Consider the following 14,714-nt stretch of genomic DNA (forward strand, 5'->3'; position numbering starts at 1 on the left):
GGCCCGGCACGAGCAGGCCCGGCGCGAGCGGGCCCGGCACGAGCGGGCCCGGCGCAAGCGGGCCCGGCGCGAGCAGGCCAGGCGCGAGCGGGCCCGGCGCGAGCGGGCCAGGCGGTGACGACCCGGGCGCGGGCGGGCGGCGTACCCGGGTCGTGCTGGCCCAGGCCGCGAACCGGGAGCCGCCCGCGGAGCCCGCCGGCGGCCAGACCCCGGTGACGGCCGCCCTGGTGCGCGGGCTGGTCCGGGCGCAGCTCGCGCTCGCCCTGCGGATGGCGCTCGTCGTGGTGGTCGGGCTGGGCGGGTTGCCGCTGCTGTTCGTGGTGGCACCGGACGTGGGGCAGGCGAAGGTCGTCGGCGTCACGCTGCCGTGGTTGCTGCTCGGGGCGGCGGCGTTCCCGTTCCTGGTGGTGGTGGGCCTGGCGTACGTGCGCCTGGCCGAGCGCAACGAGCAGGACTTCGCCGCCGTGGTGGCGCGGGAGCGGGACCGGTGAACCCGTACGTCGTGCCCACCCTGGTGGTGGTCACGCTGGTGACGGTCGGCATCGGGCTGTACGGGCTGCGGTTCGCCCGCACCACGTCCGACTTCCTGGTGGCGTCGCGGTCGGTGAGCCCGGCGTGGAACGCGGCGGCGATCAGCGGCGAGTACCTGTCGGCGGCCAGTTTCCTCGGCGTCGCCGGGCTGGTGCTCAAGTACGGCGTCGACGTGCTCTGGTACCCGGTGGGGTTCGCGGCCGGGTACCTGGCGCTGCTGCTGTTCGTGGCGGCGCCGCTGCGCCGGTCGGGGGCGTTCACGCTGCCCGACTTCTGCACGGTGCGGCTGCACTCGCCGGGGCTGCGGCGGCTGGCGACGGTGTTCGTGGTGTGTATCGGCTGCCTGTACCTGGTGCCGCAGCTGCAGGGCGCCGGGCTGACGCTGGCCACGGTGACGGGCAGCCCGTACGCGCTGGGCGCCGTCGTCGTCGGGGTCGTCGTCACCGCGAACGTGGCGCTGGGCGGCATGCGCGCCATCACGTTCGTGCAGGCGTTCCAGTACTGGCTGAAGCTGACCGCGCTGGCCGTCCCTGTGGTGTTCCTGCTGATGCAGTGGCAGGCCGACGGGCGGCCCGCGGTGACGCCGCCGGAGCCGACGTTCGCGGTGGCGACCACCGTCGTGGTCGAGAACGACGCCACCCTCACCCTGCCCGACGGCACGACCGAGGAGGTACGCGCCGGCACCGTCCTGACCTATGAGCCGGGCGACCCGGCGCCCCAGGTGTCGGGCGTCGACGCACGGCACGGCCTGGACTGGCTGCTGCCCGGGGATCCCGGGGCGGGCGACCGCGGCCTGTTCGCCACGTACTCGCTGATCCTCGCCACGTTCCTCGGCACGATGGGGTTGCCGCACGTCCTGGTGCGGTTCTACACGAACCCGGACGGCGCCAGCGCCCGCCGCACCACGCTGGTCGTGCTGGCCCTGGTCGGCCTGTTCTACCTGCTGCCCACGCTGTACGGGGTGCTGGGCCGCATCTACACCCCGCAGCTGCTGATGACGGGGCAGACCGACGCGGTGGTGCTGCTGCTGCCGGAGGCGGCCCTGGGCGGCGGGACGACGGGCCGGTTGCTCGGCGCGCTGGTGGCGGCGGGCGCGCTGGCCGCGTTCCTGTCCACCAGCTCGGGCCTGCTGACCAGCGTGGCCGGGGTGCTGTTCACCGACGTGCTGCACGGCGACACCAACGGCACGGCCCGGCGCGGCTCGGTGCGCGACTTCCGGGCGGCGACGCTGCTGGCGGCGTCGGTGCCGATGGCGCTGTCGCTGGGCGTCTCCGGCCTGGACGTGTCGCAGGTGGTCGGGCTGGCGTTCGCGGTGGCGGCGTCGAGCTTCTGCCCGCTGCTGGTCCTCGGCATCTGGTGGCGCGGCCTGACCGACGCCGGCGCGGCGGCGGGCGTGCTGGCCGGCGGCGGCGCGGCGATGCTGGCGGTGCTGATGACGGTGGCGGGGCCGCCCCTGTCGGGCTGGCCGGCGGCGCTGCTGGGGCAGCCCGCGGCGTGGACGGTGCCGCTCGCGTTCACGGTGATGGTGGTGGGTTCGCTGTTGACCCGCGCCCGCGTCCCGGCGGACGTCGGCGCCACGATGCTGCGCCTGCACGCCCCGGAGATCGCGCTAAAGAAGCTTTAAGGAACCGTCGCGCTGCGTCGTGAACCCGCGCCCGGAGCCGTCCCGTACTTCCCGGTACCGCAACGGGGCGGTCCCTGAGGTGAGAAGGAGCGGTGCATGTATCGACGCGGAATGAGCGGCCGGACGCGCAAGATGGTGATCGGTGGGGCCGCGGCGGCGCTGCTCGGCGGGGCGCTGGCGGTCAGCACCGGGATGGGTCAGGCCGCGGAGTCCTGCGTCGGGCTCGACCAGGCGCTGCGCAACAACCTGAACTTCATCGCCGGCCAGCGGGCGAACCCCGACGCGCTGGCCGAGGCCCGGATCGCCAACCGGCAGGCGGTCGTCGACCTGATTCAGCAACGGCGCGCCACAGCAGGGTGCACCGCTGACGTCCAGGCCGACGCGGGCAACGGCAACGCCGGCGGCAACGGGAACGCGGGCGGGAACGGCAACGGGAACGCGGGCGGCAACGGCAACGGCAACGCGGGCGGGAACGGCAATGCCGGTGGCAACGGCAACGGGAACGCGGGCGGCAACGGGAACGCCGGCGGGAACGGCAACGGCAATGCCGGTGGCAACGGCGGGCGGAACGAGAACGGCAACAACGGCAACGCCAACGGCAACCAGGGCAACGGCAACGGCCGGGGCAACCAGGGCAACGGCAATGGCAACGGCGGCGCGAACGGTGGCGCCGACGGTGGCGCCGACGCCGGCGACGACGCGGCGGCTCCCCCGGCCGCCGCTCCGCCCGCGGCGGCTCCCCCGGCCGCGTCCGGTGACGTCGTCTGCCAGGGTTCGACCGTGACGCTGTCGGGCGAGGGCGGCGCGCCGGCCGCGTCGAGCGGCACGCACCCCGTCGGCACGGTGCTGAAGGTGACGAACCTGGACAACAACAAGTCCACGACGGTCGAGGTGACCAGCGTGTCCGGCAGCTGCGCGCTGCTGAACAACGCGGCCTTCGAGCAGGTCCGCGAGCCGGGCAAGTTCCTCATCCGGCGGGCCGTCATCGAGCGCGTCGGCTGACAATCCCTATCAATCCGGGCTCGTGCTGCGGCACGGGCCCGGATCGTACTTCGGGCCGACGCGGGGCCGGTGAGCTGCGGATACCGTTGGTGAGGTGATCAACGACGTGGCGCTGGCCCTGCACGGCCTGGTGAAGAGGTTCGACACCACCCTCGCAGTGTCGGGTGTGGACCTGAACGTCCCGGTCGGCTCGTTCTTCGGCCTGCTGGGCCCGAACGGCGCCGGCAAGACCACCACCCTGTCGATGGCGGTGGGGCTGCTGCGCCCCGACGCCGGCCAGGCGCAGGTGCTCGGTCACGACGTGTGGGCCGACCCGGTGGAGGCGAAACGCCTGCTCGGCGTCCTGCCCGACGGGGTGCGCCTGTTCGACCGGCTCACCGGGGCGGAGCTGCTGGCGTACCACGGCCTGCTGCGCGGCATGGAGCCCGGCGTCGTCGACCAGCGCGCGACGGAGCTGCTGGACGTGCTGGCGCTGGGCGCGGACAACCGCACCCTCGTGGTCGACTACTCGGCCGGCATGAAGAAGAAGATCGGCCTGGCGTGCGCGCTGCTGCACGGCCCCCGGGTGCTGGTGCTGGACGAGCCGTTCGAGGCGGTCGACCCGGTGTCCGCGGCGCTGATCCGCGACATCCTGCAGCGGTACGTGTCCGGCGGCGGCACGGTGGTGTTCTCCAGCCACGTGATGGAGGTCGTGGAGCGGCTCTGCGACCACGTGGCGATCCTCGCGGCGGGCACGATCAAGCGGGTCGGCACGATCGACGAGGTGCGCGGCGCTCGCAGCCTGGAGGACGTGTTCGTCGAGGTCGTCGGCGGCCGCACCTCGACCGGGTCGGAGCTGGCATGGCTGTGACCGCGCTGCCGGTGGCCGCCACCCGGCCGGTCTCCACCGGGCACTTCGTCAGGCTCAAGCTGCGGGTGACGGCCAACGGCCTGCGCGGCGCCACCTGGAAGATCATCCTGTTCGTCCTGGGCGTGTTCTACGCGCTGCTGTTCGCGGCCGGCGGCTTCGTGCTGTTCATGCTGCCGGGGGCGCTGGACTCGGTGCGCGGCTACGGCATCGCGGCGGCGCTGGGCGGGGCGCTGCTGGTGCTGGGCTGGCTGCTGCTGCCGCTGGTGTTCTTCGGCGTGGACGAGTCGCTCGACCCGGCCCGCTTCGCGCTGCTGCCGTTGCCGCGCCGCACCCTGGTCAAGGGCCTGTTCGCGGCGGCGCTGACGGGCATCCCGGCCGTGGCGACGCTGATCGCCACGGGCGGGCTGGTGCTGGGCGCGATCCTGCTCGACGGGGTCGCCGCCGGGCTGGCCGCGTTCGTCGGCGTGGTGTCCGGGCTGCTGCTGTGTGTGGCGCTGAGCCGGGCGGTGACCAGCGCGTTCGCCTCGGCGCTGCGCTCGCGCCGGTCCCGCGACCTGGCCGCCGTGCTGCTGGCCGTGCTGGCCACCCTGATCGCCCCGCTGCAGCTCGTCGTCATGAACGGCGCCGCGGCCACCGACTGGGCGCGCTTCGCCGGTGCGGTCACCGTGGTCGGCTGGACGCCGCTGGGCGCCCCGTACACCCTCGGCGCGGACGTGGCGGAGGGCCGCTGGTGGGCCGTACCCCTGAAGCTCGTGATCGTCGGGGTGACCATCGCGGGCCTGCTGGCGTGGTGGTCGCGCTCGCTGGAGAGCGCCATGATCGGCACGGCGGCGGGCGGCGGCCCGGCGGCCGTGGGCCGGCGCGGCCGCGCCCTGACCCCGACGCAGCGGCTGCTGGCGGGCGGGCTGCCCCGCAACCGGTTCGGCGCGCTGGTCGGCCGGGAGGTCCGCTACTGGTGGCGGGAGGCCCGGCGGCGGGCCGGCGTCATCACGTTCGCGGTGGTCGGCATCGTGCTGCCCATCTCGATCTCGATGTCGAACGACGACGCGGGCCTGACCGCCGCCTCCATCTCGATGATCTTCGTCGGGGCGCTGGCGGCCGTGAACCTGGCCAACCAGTTCGGCTACGAGGGCACCGCGTACGCGGCGAACGTGGTCGCGGCCGTTCCCGGCCGGGCCGAGCTGCACAGCCGCGTGCTCGGCCTGACCGTGTACGTCGCCCCGATCATGGGAGTCGTCGCCGTGGTGATCAGCTCGCTCGCGGGGCGCCCGGAGTGGATCCCGGCCCTGGCGGGCATCCTGCTCGCGGCGTACGGCACGGGCCTCGCCGCGGTGCTGCCGGTGTCGATCCTCGGCGCGTACGCGATGCCCGACACCTCGAACCCGTTCGCCATCTCGTCCGGCGGCGGCATGGCCAAGAGCCTGTACAGCTTCGCGGCGATGCTGGTGGCGGCGGTGCTGTGCGCCCCGTACGTCATCGCGGGCCTGCTGCTCGGCGACGCCTGGCTGTGGGCGGCGCTGCCGGTCGGGCTGGTGTACGGCGGCGCGTTCTACGCCCTGGGCGCGCACCTGTCGGGCAAGCTGCTCGACCGGCGCATGCCCGAGCTGCTCCAGGCGGTCAACCCCCGGCACTGACCGGGCGGGCGACGGCAGAATGGTCGGCGTGAACCCCGACGGGCCGGGCGGCCGGATCCACCACAGCGACCCCTTCGCCACCCCGGAGGCGGACCGCTCGCCGACCCGCCGGCTGCGCGGGCGGCTGGCGTCGCCGGTCACGCTGTGGACGACGCCGGGGCCGGCCGGGCTGACGGTGTCGTCGACGGTGGTGGCCGACGGCGACCCGGCCCGCGTGCTGGGCGTGGTGGACGCCGAGAGCGAGTTCTGGGCGGAGGCGGAGCACGCCGGCCGGTTCGCGGTGGCCCCGCTGACGGCGGCCGACCGGCAGCTCGCCGACCGGTTCGCCGGGCTGATGCCCGCGCCGGGCGGGCTGTTCGCGCAGGAGCGGTGGCACGAGACGCCGTACGGTCCGGTGCCGGGCGGAACGTGGGCGGGCTGCCGGCTCGACGGCGCGGAGCCGTTCGGCTGGGGCCTGCTGGTGCGGGGCACGATCGAGGCGGTGGAGGTCGGACCGGACACCGGGCCGCTGCTGCACCACCGCGGGAGGTACCGGACGCTGGCCGGCTGAGCGGGCCGCGCGCCGAGCGGTGGTGACGCGGGTCACTGGGCGCACCGTACCGGCCGCTCGGCGCAGCCGACGACCGGCCGTCCGCGGGCGCCTTCCACATCCGGCCGCACCGCTCCTACCGTGCGCGAAAGTCCACTCCCACGAAGGTGGTGAGCTTCCGCATGACGACCGACGTCCCCGACAGTGCCGCGCAGGCGGCGGATCCCGATCGGCAGCCCGCGCCGGCGACCCCGGCCCGCAGCTACATCGCCGTTCAGGACTCCGCCGAGTTCGCGGGGCTCCGCCGAGCGCTCCGCCGGTTCATCTTCCCGATGACCGTGGCCTTCTTCCTCTGGTACGCCCTGTACGTGCTGCTCTCCGCGTACGCGCGCGGTTTCATGGGCCTCAAGATCATCGGCAACATCAACGTCGCCCTGGTCTTCGGCCTGCTCCAGTTCGTGTCCACGTTCGCCATCGCGTGGGCGTACTCGCGCTACGCCGACCGCAACATCGACCCCACGGCCGAGAAGATCAAGGCCGACCTGGACGCCGGGGAGGCGAAGTGAGCGACTTCCTGGCGGCGGAGGCGTCGAACTCGACGGCCCGCACCCTCACCATCACGCTGTTCCTGGTGTTCGTGGCGATCACCCTCGGCATCACGGTCTGGGCGAGCCGGCAGACCAAGACGGCCACGGACTTCTACGCGGGCGGCCGGTCGTTCTCCGGCTTCCAGAACGGCATGGCGATCGGCGGCGACTACATGTCGGCGGCGTCGTTCCTCGGCATCGCCGGCCTGATCGCCCTGTACGGCTACGACGGCTTCCTGTACTCGATCGGCTTCCTGGTCGCCTGGCTGGTGGCGCTGCTGCTGGTGGCGGAGCTGCTGCGCAACTCGGGCCGCTACACGATGGCGGACGTGCTGGCGTTCCGGATGCGGCAGCGGCCGGTGCGCACGGCGGCGGCGGTCTCCACGATCACCGTGTCGATCTTCTACCTGCTGGCCCAGATGGTCGGCGCGGGCGCCCTGGTGGCGCTGCTGCTGGGCATCCGCCCGGGCACGACGTTCCTCGGCATGGACGCGGACACCGCCAAGGTGGCCACGATCATCCTGGTCGGCGCGCTGATGATCATCTACGTGACCGTCGGCGGCATGAAGGGCACCACCTACGTGCAGATCGTCAAGGCGTTCCTGCTCATGGGCGGCGCGCTGCTGATGACGATCCTGGTGCTGGCGCAGTACAAGTTCAACCTGTCGTCGCTGCTCGGCGACGCGGCGCAGCAGTCCGGCAAGGGGGCGGCGTTCCTCGAACCCGGCCTGCGGTACGGCGTCGAGAGCGCCAGCGCCTCGGCGACGTTCTACTCCAAGATGGACCTGCTGTCGCTGGGCATCGCGCTGGTGCTCGGCACGGCCGGCCTGCCGCACATCCTCATCCGGTTCTACACCGTCCCCACCGCGAAGACCGCCCGCAAGAGCGTGCTCTGGGCCATCGGCATCATCGGCACGTTCTACCTGCTGACCCTGGCGCTGGGCTTCGGCGCGGCGGCGCTGGTCGGCGGCGCGGCGATCCGCGAGCAGGACGCGGCCGGCAACACGGCGGCGCCGCAGCTCGCCGAGGCGCTCGGCGTCGAGTTCTTCGGCGGCGACATCGGCGGGGCCACCCTGCTGGCGATCATCGCGGCGGTCGCGTTCGCCACGATCCTCGCGGTGGTCGCGGGCCTGACCCTGGCGTCCTCGTCGAGCCTGGCGCACGACTTCTACGCCAACGTGATCAAGCGTGGCGAGGCGTCGGAGCGGCAGGAGGTCCGGGTCGCCCGCATCGCGGCGTTCGCGATCGGCGCGGTCGCGATCACCCTGTCGATCTTCGCGCAGAGCCTGAACGTGGCGTTCCTGGTGGCGCTGGCGTTCGCGGTGGCGGCGTCCGGCAACCTGCCGACGATCCTCTACAGCCTGTTCTGGCGGCGGTTCAACACCTCCGGGGCGCTGTGGGCCACGTACAGCGGCATCGTCTCGGCCGTCGTGCTGGTGTTCTTCTCGCCGGTGGTGTCCGGCTCGGCCACCTCGATGTTCAAGACGGTCGACTTCAGCTGGTTCCCGCTGTCCAACCCCGGCCTCATCTCGATCCCGATCGGCTTCCTGGCCGGCTGGCTCGGGACGATCCTGAGCAAGGAGAACGACCGGGAGAAGTTCGCCGAGCTCGAGGTCCGGGCGCTCACCGGACACGGCGCGCACTGACCGCCCGCACCGAGCGGGGCCCGCGCGGGCCCCGCTCGGTAGGGTGTCGGCATGGTCGAGCAGCGGTACGGCGCCGGTAGCCGGGTCCTCGTCAGCGGCGGCGCCGGGTTCGTGCCGTCCCACGTCGTCGACGCGCTGCTGGCGCGCGGCTGCGAGGTGACCGCGGTCGACAACTTCGTCACCGGCAGCAAGGACAACGTCGCCCACCTGTCCGCCGAGCCGCGGTTCACGCTCGTCGAGGCGGACGTCAGCGAGGGCCTGCCGCCGCTGCCGGGGCGCTTCGACGCCGTGCTGCACATGGCGTCGCCGGCCAGCCCCACCGACTTCGCGAAGCTGCCGCTGGAGATCCTGAAGGTCGGCTCGGCGGGCACCCTGGCGATGCTGGAGCGGGCCCACGCCGACCGGGCCCGGTTCCTGATGGCGTCGACCTCCGAGGCGTACGGCGACCCGGTGGTGCACCCGCAGCCCGAGTCGTACTGGGGCAACGTGAACCCGATCGGGGTGCGCGCGGTCTACGACGAGGCGAAGCGCTTCAGCGAGGCCGCCACGATGGCCTACCACCGGTTCCACTCCCTCGACACGGCCATCGTGCGGATCTTCAACACGTACGGCCCGCGGATGCGCCCCGACGACGGCCGGGCCATCCCCACCTTCATCAGCCAGGCGCTGCGCGGCGAGCCGATCACCGTGCACGGCACAGGCGACCAGACCCGCTCGATCTGCTACGTCGACGACCTGGTGCGCGGCATCCTGCTGCTGCTCGACTCGGGCGAGACCGGTCCGGTCAACTGCGGCACCGAACACGAGCTGACCATGCGTGAGCTGGCCGAACTGATCGTCCGGCTGGCCGGCAGCGACTCCGAGGTGATCTTCGTGCCGCGCACCGCGGACGACCCGGAGAAGCGCCGCCCCGACCTGACGCTGGCCCGCACGCTGCTCGGCTACGAGCCCGAGGTGGGCCCGGAGGACGGCCTGGCGCGCACGATCGAGTATTTCCGGGCCTGATTCCGCACACCTGAGTCACCGCCCTGCTACCGGGAGTTTTTCTCTCCCGGGTTCGTGCCGCAGCGGTGTGGATGCCGTGTTTGCCTGGTTCCGGGCTCGTAATCTGGAGGGCATGTCAACCACGGCTTCGCCCCAGGGTCGCTCGTCAGGCCGCGCTTCCGTGTCGGGCGCGGCACGCCCGGCCGCCGGGGGCGGAACCGCCGCCTACCGGCAGGGCGCCGCATACGGCAGCGCCCGCCCTCCCGTCTCCGGGTACGACGACTACGACGAGCTCGAGCCGCCGCGCCGGTCGACGGGCGGCGGGGGCGGCGGCCGTGGGCCGGGCGGGCCGGGGCGCGGCGCGGGCGGCGGGAAGCCGTACCGGGGCCGGCCGAAGCCGAAGTGGGGCCGGATCGCCCTGGTGGCCGGCGTGGTCGCGATCGTGCTGGGCCTGATCGGCGCGGGCAGCGCGTACATCTACGCCTCGAACCTCGACGACGACCTGGCCCGGACCGACCCGTTCTCGGAGATCACCGGCGGCCGGCCGCCGAAGACCGTCGACGGCTCGCTGAACATCCTGCTGGTCGGCACCGACTCGCGGGACCCGGACGCCCCGATCAACGACGCCAGCCAGTGGCGCGCCGACACGATCATCGTCATGCACATCCCGTCGGACCACAGCGAGGCCTACCTGGTCTCGATCCCGCGGGACCTGCACGTGACGATCCCGGAGAGCTCCGACGCGGCGTGCGGCACCGGCTCCCGGCACAAGATCAACGCGGCGTTCGCGTTCGGCGGCCTGCCCCGCGCGGTGCGCACCGTCGAGTGCATGACCGACGTGCGCCTCGACCACGTCATGGCGATCGACTTCGGCGGCTTCAAGGAGGTCACCGACGCGCTCGGCGGCGTCGACCTCAAGGTCGAGCGCACCACCAAGAGCATCCACCGGCCGTTCCGGACGTTCAAGAAGGGCGTCAACCACATGAACGGCGCAGAGGCGCTCGACTGGATCCGCCAGCGCAAGCAGTTCCCGGACGGCGACTTCGCCCGGATGCGCCACCAGCAGGAGTTCCTGCGGGCGCTCATGGACAAGGCGGTCAGCAGCGGCACCCTGGCGAACCCGGGCAAGCTCAACGCGTTCCTCAAGGCGACCACCGCGGCGGTCACCGTCGACGAGGGCTTCTCGATCGTCGACATGGCCCTGCAGTTCCGCAACCTGCGCGGCGAGAACCTGCACTTCCTCACCAACCCCAACGTGGGCAGCGAGACGATCGGCGGCGAGTCCGTGGTCGTGTCCGACCGCGAGAAGGCGATCGCCATGTACAAGGCGATGACCGAGGACAAGATGAAGGAATGGGTCGCGGCGAACGACCCGAAGGCCAAGCCCAGTGCCGGAACGTAGTTGTCCGGAAACAATCAAGGTCTCGCACGGGCATTGACGAACTCCGTACAGTGGGCTGGCCGATCCCCGTTCACCTGGAGTTCAGCCCATGGCCGTGCAAGCACCCCGGCGCCCCGCGGCGCCGCCGAGCCGCGCGGTCGCGCCCACGAATGTCACGAAGCGTAAGAAACGGAAAGATCCGCTCTGGGCGCGGCTGACGGTCGTGTTCGGCGCCGTGCTCATGATGGCGAGCGGCGCCGGCATCGTCGGCAGCAAGATGCTCATCGCCAGCGCCACCGACGCGATCACCCAGGGCAAGCTGATCGCCGACGAGGACGCCGACCAGGTCACCGGCAAGAGCCTCGACGGCCCGATCAACATGCTGCTGCTCGGCGTCGACGTGCGCCCCGACTGGGACATCAACGACACCCGCGCGGACACGATCATCGTCCTGCACATCCCGGCCAGCCACGACCAGGCGTACCTGGTGTCGATCCCGCGCGACACCGAGCTGACGTCGCCGGCGTTCCCGAGCTCGCAGTGGCCCGGCGGCACCACCAAGGCCACCGAGGTGTTTTTCCACGGCGCCCAGCACGGCGCCGGCTGGGACGGCGGCGCCCAGCTGATGGCCAAGACGGTCAAGCAGAACACCGGCATCAGCTTCGACGGCGCGGCGATCATCGACTTCGGCGGCTTCAAGGGCGTCATCGAGGAGCTGGGCGGCGTGCGGATGTGCGTCGACCAGGAGGTCAAGTCTGCCCACATGTACTGGGTCGACGGCAAGCCGCTCTACAAGGCCGACGCCCGCAAGCTGGGCCGCCTCCAGGAGCCGGTGGTGCACAAGAAGGGCTGCCGCACCATGAAGGCCTGGGAGGCGCTCGACTTCGCCCGCCAGCGCTACGGCCTGAAGAACGGCGACTACGACCGCCAGCGCCACCAGCAGCAGCTGCTCAAGGCCATGGCGAAGAAGGCCACCGACGGCGGCGTGATGTCGAACCCGCTCAAGCTCAAGGGCCTGATGCAGGCGGCCGGCAAGGCGTTCACGCTCGACACGGGCGGCGTCGACCTGGCCGACTTCATCTTCACGCTGCGCGGCGTCGCCGCGAACGACCTGGTGCTGCTGCGCACCAACAGCGGCACGTTCTCGGGCAACAGCGCCGGCCGGGAGGTCTTCAACCCGGAGAGCCAGGCCATGTTCGAGGCGATCAAGAACGACCGGCTCGCCGAATTCGTCATCCAGAACCCGTCGGTCGTGGCCCGGGAGAAGTAGGGTTTCGTCCGTGTTCGGACCACAGGTTCCCACCGTCACCACGCCCGAGGTCGGCGCGAGCGCCTACCTGCTCGACGTCCGCGAGCCGGACGAGTGGGCCGCCGGCCACGCGCCCGGCGCCCACCATCTGCCGATGATGGAGGTGCCGGCCCGCATCGCCGAGATTCCCGAGGACGGCGACGTCGTCGTCGTGTGCCGGTCCGGCGGGCGCTCCGCCCAGGTCACGGCGTACCTGATGCAGCACGGCTGGGACAACGTGCGCAACCTCGCGGGTGGCATGGGCGCCTGGCAGGACGCCGGGCGCGAGCTCGTCAGCGAGGACGGACAGCCGGCCCGGGTGCTGTAGTGGCCGGCCGGCCGCTGGTCTTCGCGCACCGCGGCTCCTCCGAGGCGCTGCCGGAGCACACGCTGGCCGCCTACCTGCGGGCCCTCGACGAGGGCTCCGACGGGCTGGAGTGCGACGTCCGGCTCACCCGCGACGGCCACCTCGTCTGCGTGCACGACCGCCGGCTCGACCGCACCAGCAACGGCCGCGGCCGGGTCAGCCGGTACACGCTGGCCGAGCTGGACGCGCTCGACTTCGGCTCGTGGCACGCCGAGATGGCGGCCGCCGCCGCGACGGCGCTGGACGAGAGCCCGGAGGACGGCGACCGCACCCGGCTGCTGACGTTCGCCCGGCTGCTCGACGCCGTGCGCGCCGCCGACCGCCCGGTGCGGCTGCTGGTCGAGACGAAGCACCCGTCCCGGTACGGCCCGGAGGTGGAGCGCCGCCTGGTCAAGCAGCTCGCCCGGTACGGGCTGGCCGACCCGGTCGCGGGCGACCCGGTGCGCGTCACCGTCATGTCGTTCTCGGCGCTGGCGCTGCGCCGCGTGCGGCACCTGGCGCCCCGGCTGCCCACCGTCTACCTGATGGAGATCGCGCCGCCGGGTGTCGGGCGGGGGCGGCTGCCGTTCGGCGCGCAGATCGCCGGGCCCGGCGTGGGCCTGGCCCGCTCCCGGCCGGGGCTGATCCCGGCGATGCACGCCGCGGGCCACCAGGTGTACGTGTGGACCGTCAACGAGGCCGAGGACGTGGACCTGCTCGCCGCCCAGGACGTCGACGGGCTGATCACGGACCGGCCGGGGTTCGTCCTCGGCCGGCTGGGCTGAACCGCCCGGCGCATGATCGCGCGGAGTGCCTCATCGCACACTGCACAACGGGCGCGCGGCGAGGCAGACTCTCTGCCATGCCGGATCGACCCGATTACGCCGCGCTCGTCCGGGGGGCGACGCGCGCGCTGGCGGGCACGAACACCGGCGTGGCGGGCCTGGAGGCGCTGACCCAGCTGCTGGGGCTGGCCGAGCGGGTGCTGGGCGCCCGCGGGGCGAGCTTCGCCGAGTACGGGCCGGAGCACGGCCGCATCATCGCCGCGACGGGCTCCTCGGCGTGGGCGCTGGGCCGGCCGGTGGACCCGGCGAAGGCCCGGCTGGCGGGCCCCGGCGCGCAGGTCGTGCCGATCGACGAGCTGGCCGAGGAGCTGGCCCAGCAGCTGCGCGGCCGGGGGCTGGTGCGGATGGTCGCCGCCCGCGCCGACATCGGCGGGCTGATGGTGGGCACGTTCCACGTCTACTACCACGCCGACGACCCGCCACCCGACGACGAGCACTGCGCGGTGGTGGCGATGCTGGCCACCGCGGCGGCGCACATGTACGGCGAGCAGGCCGGGCTGCCCGTGCACGGCGACGGCCCGGTGGTCGCGGCGCTGGCGGACGGGCTGGCGATCGTCGACCGCGGCGGCACGGTGCAGCTGTGGAACCCGGCCGCCGAGCGGGTCACCGGGCACTCCGCCGCGCAGATGCTGCACCAGCGGCTGCCGTTCGGCGTGCCGCCGCCCGGTCAGGTGCTGTCGCACCGGCTGCCGGACGGCCGCTGGCTGAAGGTGACGTCCGGCGAGCTGGGCGGCACCCCGTCGCTGCGGGTGGTGACGTTCCGCGACAGCACCGACTCCGACCGCCGGCACGACGACCGGGACCTGTTCGTCGCCGTCACCAGCCACGAGCTGCGCACGCCCGTCACGGTCATCAAGGGCTACGCCGACACCCTCACCCACCACTGGGCCGAGCTGGACGAGGCGGGCCGCCGCGACGCGGTGCGGGTCATCGGCCAGCGCGCCGGCGACCTCGCCCGGCTGGTCGACCGGCTGCTGTCGGCCACCAGCGACGCCGGCCCGGTGGGCGGCTCGCCCCCGGCCCGGTTCGACCTGGTCGACGCGCTGCGCCACGCGGCCGCCGACCTGTCGTCCAACCTGCGCCACCGGCTCGTCCTGGACCTCCCGGCCGGCCTGCCGAAGGCGATGGGCGACCGGGGCTCCATTCCGACCCTGCTGACCGAGCTGGCGACGAACGCGGAGAAGTACTCGCAGCCCGACGCGGCGATCGAGGTCAGCGCGGGCGCGGACGAGCGCAGCGTGCTGTTCCGGGTCAGCGACCGCGGCGTCGGCATCCGGCCCGATCACGTGGAGCGCGCGTTCGACCGGTTCTGGCAGGGCGAGTCGGGCGACCGCCGCCGCTACCCGGGCGCCGGGCTCGGCCTCTACCTGGTGCGCCGGGTGGCCGAGCGGCAGGGCGGGTGGGTGTCGCTGCGCCCCCGCGACGGCGGCGGCACGGTCGCCGAGGTGCGGCTGCCCCGAGGTTGAT

General features: G+C 73.1%; 13 protein-coding genes and 1 pseudogene. All 14 read left to right on the forward strand.

Going from position 1 to position 14,714, the window contains the following annotated elements; translation table 11 throughout:
- Positions 1-152 precede the first annotated feature (152 nt).
- The 14 genes and pseudogenes from Sya03_RS09290 to Sya03_RS09355 all read left to right on the forward strand — a co-directional run bounded on the left by Sya03_RS09290 (position 153) and on the right by Sya03_RS09355 (position 14,713).
- Complete coding sequence (locus Sya03_RS09290) at positions 153-491, forward strand: hypothetical protein (RefSeq protein ID WP_203937811.1); 339 nt, start codon at positions 153-155, stop codon at positions 489-491.
- Positions 488-2,155 (forward strand): sodium/solute symporter, encoded by a 1,668-nt coding sequence (locus Sya03_RS09295; protein ID WP_203937812.1) that lies wholly within the window; start codon positions 488-490, stop codon positions 2,153-2,155. The genes Sya03_RS09290 and Sya03_RS09295 overlap by 4 nt, the downstream gene beginning before the upstream one ends.
- A 96-nt stretch (positions 2,156-2,251) precedes the next feature.
- Positions 2,252-3,157, forward strand: a complete 906-nt coding sequence (locus Sya03_RS30895; RefSeq protein WP_239107252.1) for an RlpA-like double-psi beta-barrel domain-containing protein — start codon at positions 2,252-2,254, stop codon at positions 3,155-3,157.
- 94 nt (positions 3,158-3,251) lie between these two features.
- Positions 3,252-4,007 carry an ABC transporter ATP-binding protein gene (locus Sya03_RS09305; protein ID WP_203937813.1) on the forward strand — a complete coding sequence of 252 codons (756 nt, stop codon included), beginning with the start codon at positions 3,252-3,254 and terminating at the stop codon, positions 4,005-4,007.
- Entirely contained in the window at positions 3,998-5,641 is a 1,644-nt protein-coding gene (locus Sya03_RS09310) for an ABC transporter permease (protein WP_203937814.1), read from the forward strand. Before Sya03_RS09305 ends, Sya03_RS09310 begins: the two co-directional genes overlap by 10 nt.
- A pseudogene (locus tag Sya03_RS09315) lies at positions 5,634-6,191 on the forward strand (flavin reductase family protein); the annotation flags it as partial. The gene Sya03_RS09310 and the pseudogene Sya03_RS09315, both read left to right, overlap by 8 nt.
- 161 nt (positions 6,192-6,352) lie before the next feature.
- Positions 6,353-6,736: a DUF485 domain-containing protein gene (locus tag Sya03_RS09320; RefSeq protein ID WP_203937816.1), complete on the forward strand. Its 384-nt coding sequence runs from the start codon at positions 6,353-6,355 to the stop codon at positions 6,734-6,736.
- Positions 6,733-8,403 (forward strand): monocarboxylic acid transporter, encoded by a 1,671-nt coding sequence (locus Sya03_RS09325; protein WP_203937817.1) that lies wholly within the window; start codon positions 6,733-6,735, stop codon positions 8,401-8,403. Before Sya03_RS09320 ends, Sya03_RS09325 begins: the two co-directional genes overlap by 4 nt.
- Positions 8,404-8,454: 51 nt before the next feature.
- Entirely contained in the window at positions 8,455-9,408 is a 954-nt protein-coding gene (locus tag Sya03_RS09330; protein ID WP_203937818.1) for a UDP-glucuronic acid decarboxylase family protein, read from the forward strand.
- A 112-nt stretch (positions 9,409-9,520) separates the two neighbouring features.
- Positions 9,521-10,789, forward strand: coding sequence for an LCP family protein (locus Sya03_RS09335; protein ID WP_203937819.1), 1,269 nt, complete (start codon positions 9,521-9,523; stop codon positions 10,787-10,789).
- 202 nt (positions 10,790-10,991) lie between these two features.
- Positions 10,992-12,038: an LCP family protein gene (locus tag Sya03_RS09340; RefSeq protein ID WP_306889891.1), complete on the forward strand. Its 1,047-nt coding sequence runs from the start codon at positions 10,992-10,994 to the stop codon at positions 12,036-12,038.
- A gap of 10 nt (positions 12,039-12,048) precedes the next feature.
- The gene (locus Sya03_RS09345; RefSeq protein ID WP_203937821.1) at positions 12,049-12,384 is read left to right on the forward strand and encodes a rhodanese-like domain-containing protein; all 336 of its coding nucleotides are present in this window, start codon (positions 12,049-12,051) and stop codon (positions 12,382-12,384) included.
- Positions 12,384-13,187 (forward strand): glycerophosphodiester phosphodiesterase, encoded by an 804-nt coding sequence (locus tag Sya03_RS09350; protein ID WP_203937822.1) that lies wholly within the window; start codon positions 12,384-12,386, stop codon positions 13,185-13,187. The genes Sya03_RS09345 and Sya03_RS09350 overlap by 1 nt, the downstream gene beginning before the upstream one ends.
- 77 nt (positions 13,188-13,264) lie before the next feature.
- A complete protein-coding gene (locus Sya03_RS09355; protein WP_203937823.1) occupies positions 13,265-14,713 on the forward strand; it encodes a sensor histidine kinase in 1,449 nt (482 codons plus the stop codon).
- The last annotated feature ends 1 nt before the right edge of the window (position 14,714 follow it).

It is taken from the genome of Spirilliplanes yamanashiensis (assembly GCF_016863475.1).
In the GTDB taxonomy this organism is placed as follows: Bacteria; Actinomycetota; Actinomycetes; order Mycobacteriales; family Micromonosporaceae; genus Spirilliplanes; species Spirilliplanes yamanashiensis.

Bases quoted from the DNA above. Each gene is read 5' to 3' on its own strand.
- Sya03_RS09355 (WP_203937823.1), top strand. From the start codon at position 13,265: ATGCCGGATCGACCCGATTACGCCGCGCTCGTCCGGGGGGCGACGCGC.
- Sya03_RS09330 (WP_203937818.1), top strand. From the start codon at position 8,455: ATGGTCGAGCAGCGGTACGGCGCCGGTAGCCGGGTCCTCGTCAGCGGC.
- Sya03_RS09320 (WP_203937816.1), top strand. From the start codon at position 6,353: ATGACGACCGACGTCCCCGACAGTGCCGCGCAGGCGGCGGATCCCGAT.
- Sya03_RS30895 (WP_239107252.1), top strand. From the start codon at position 2,252: ATGTATCGACGCGGAATGAGCGGCCGGACGCGCAAGATGGTGATCGGT.
- Sya03_RS09310 (WP_203937814.1), top strand. From the start codon at position 3,998: ATGGCTGTGACCGCGCTGCCGGTGGCCGCCACCCGGCCGGTCTCCACC.
- Sya03_RS09335 (WP_203937819.1), top strand. From the start codon at position 9,521: ATGTCAACCACGGCTTCGCCCCAGGGTCGCTCGTCAGGCCGCGCTTCC.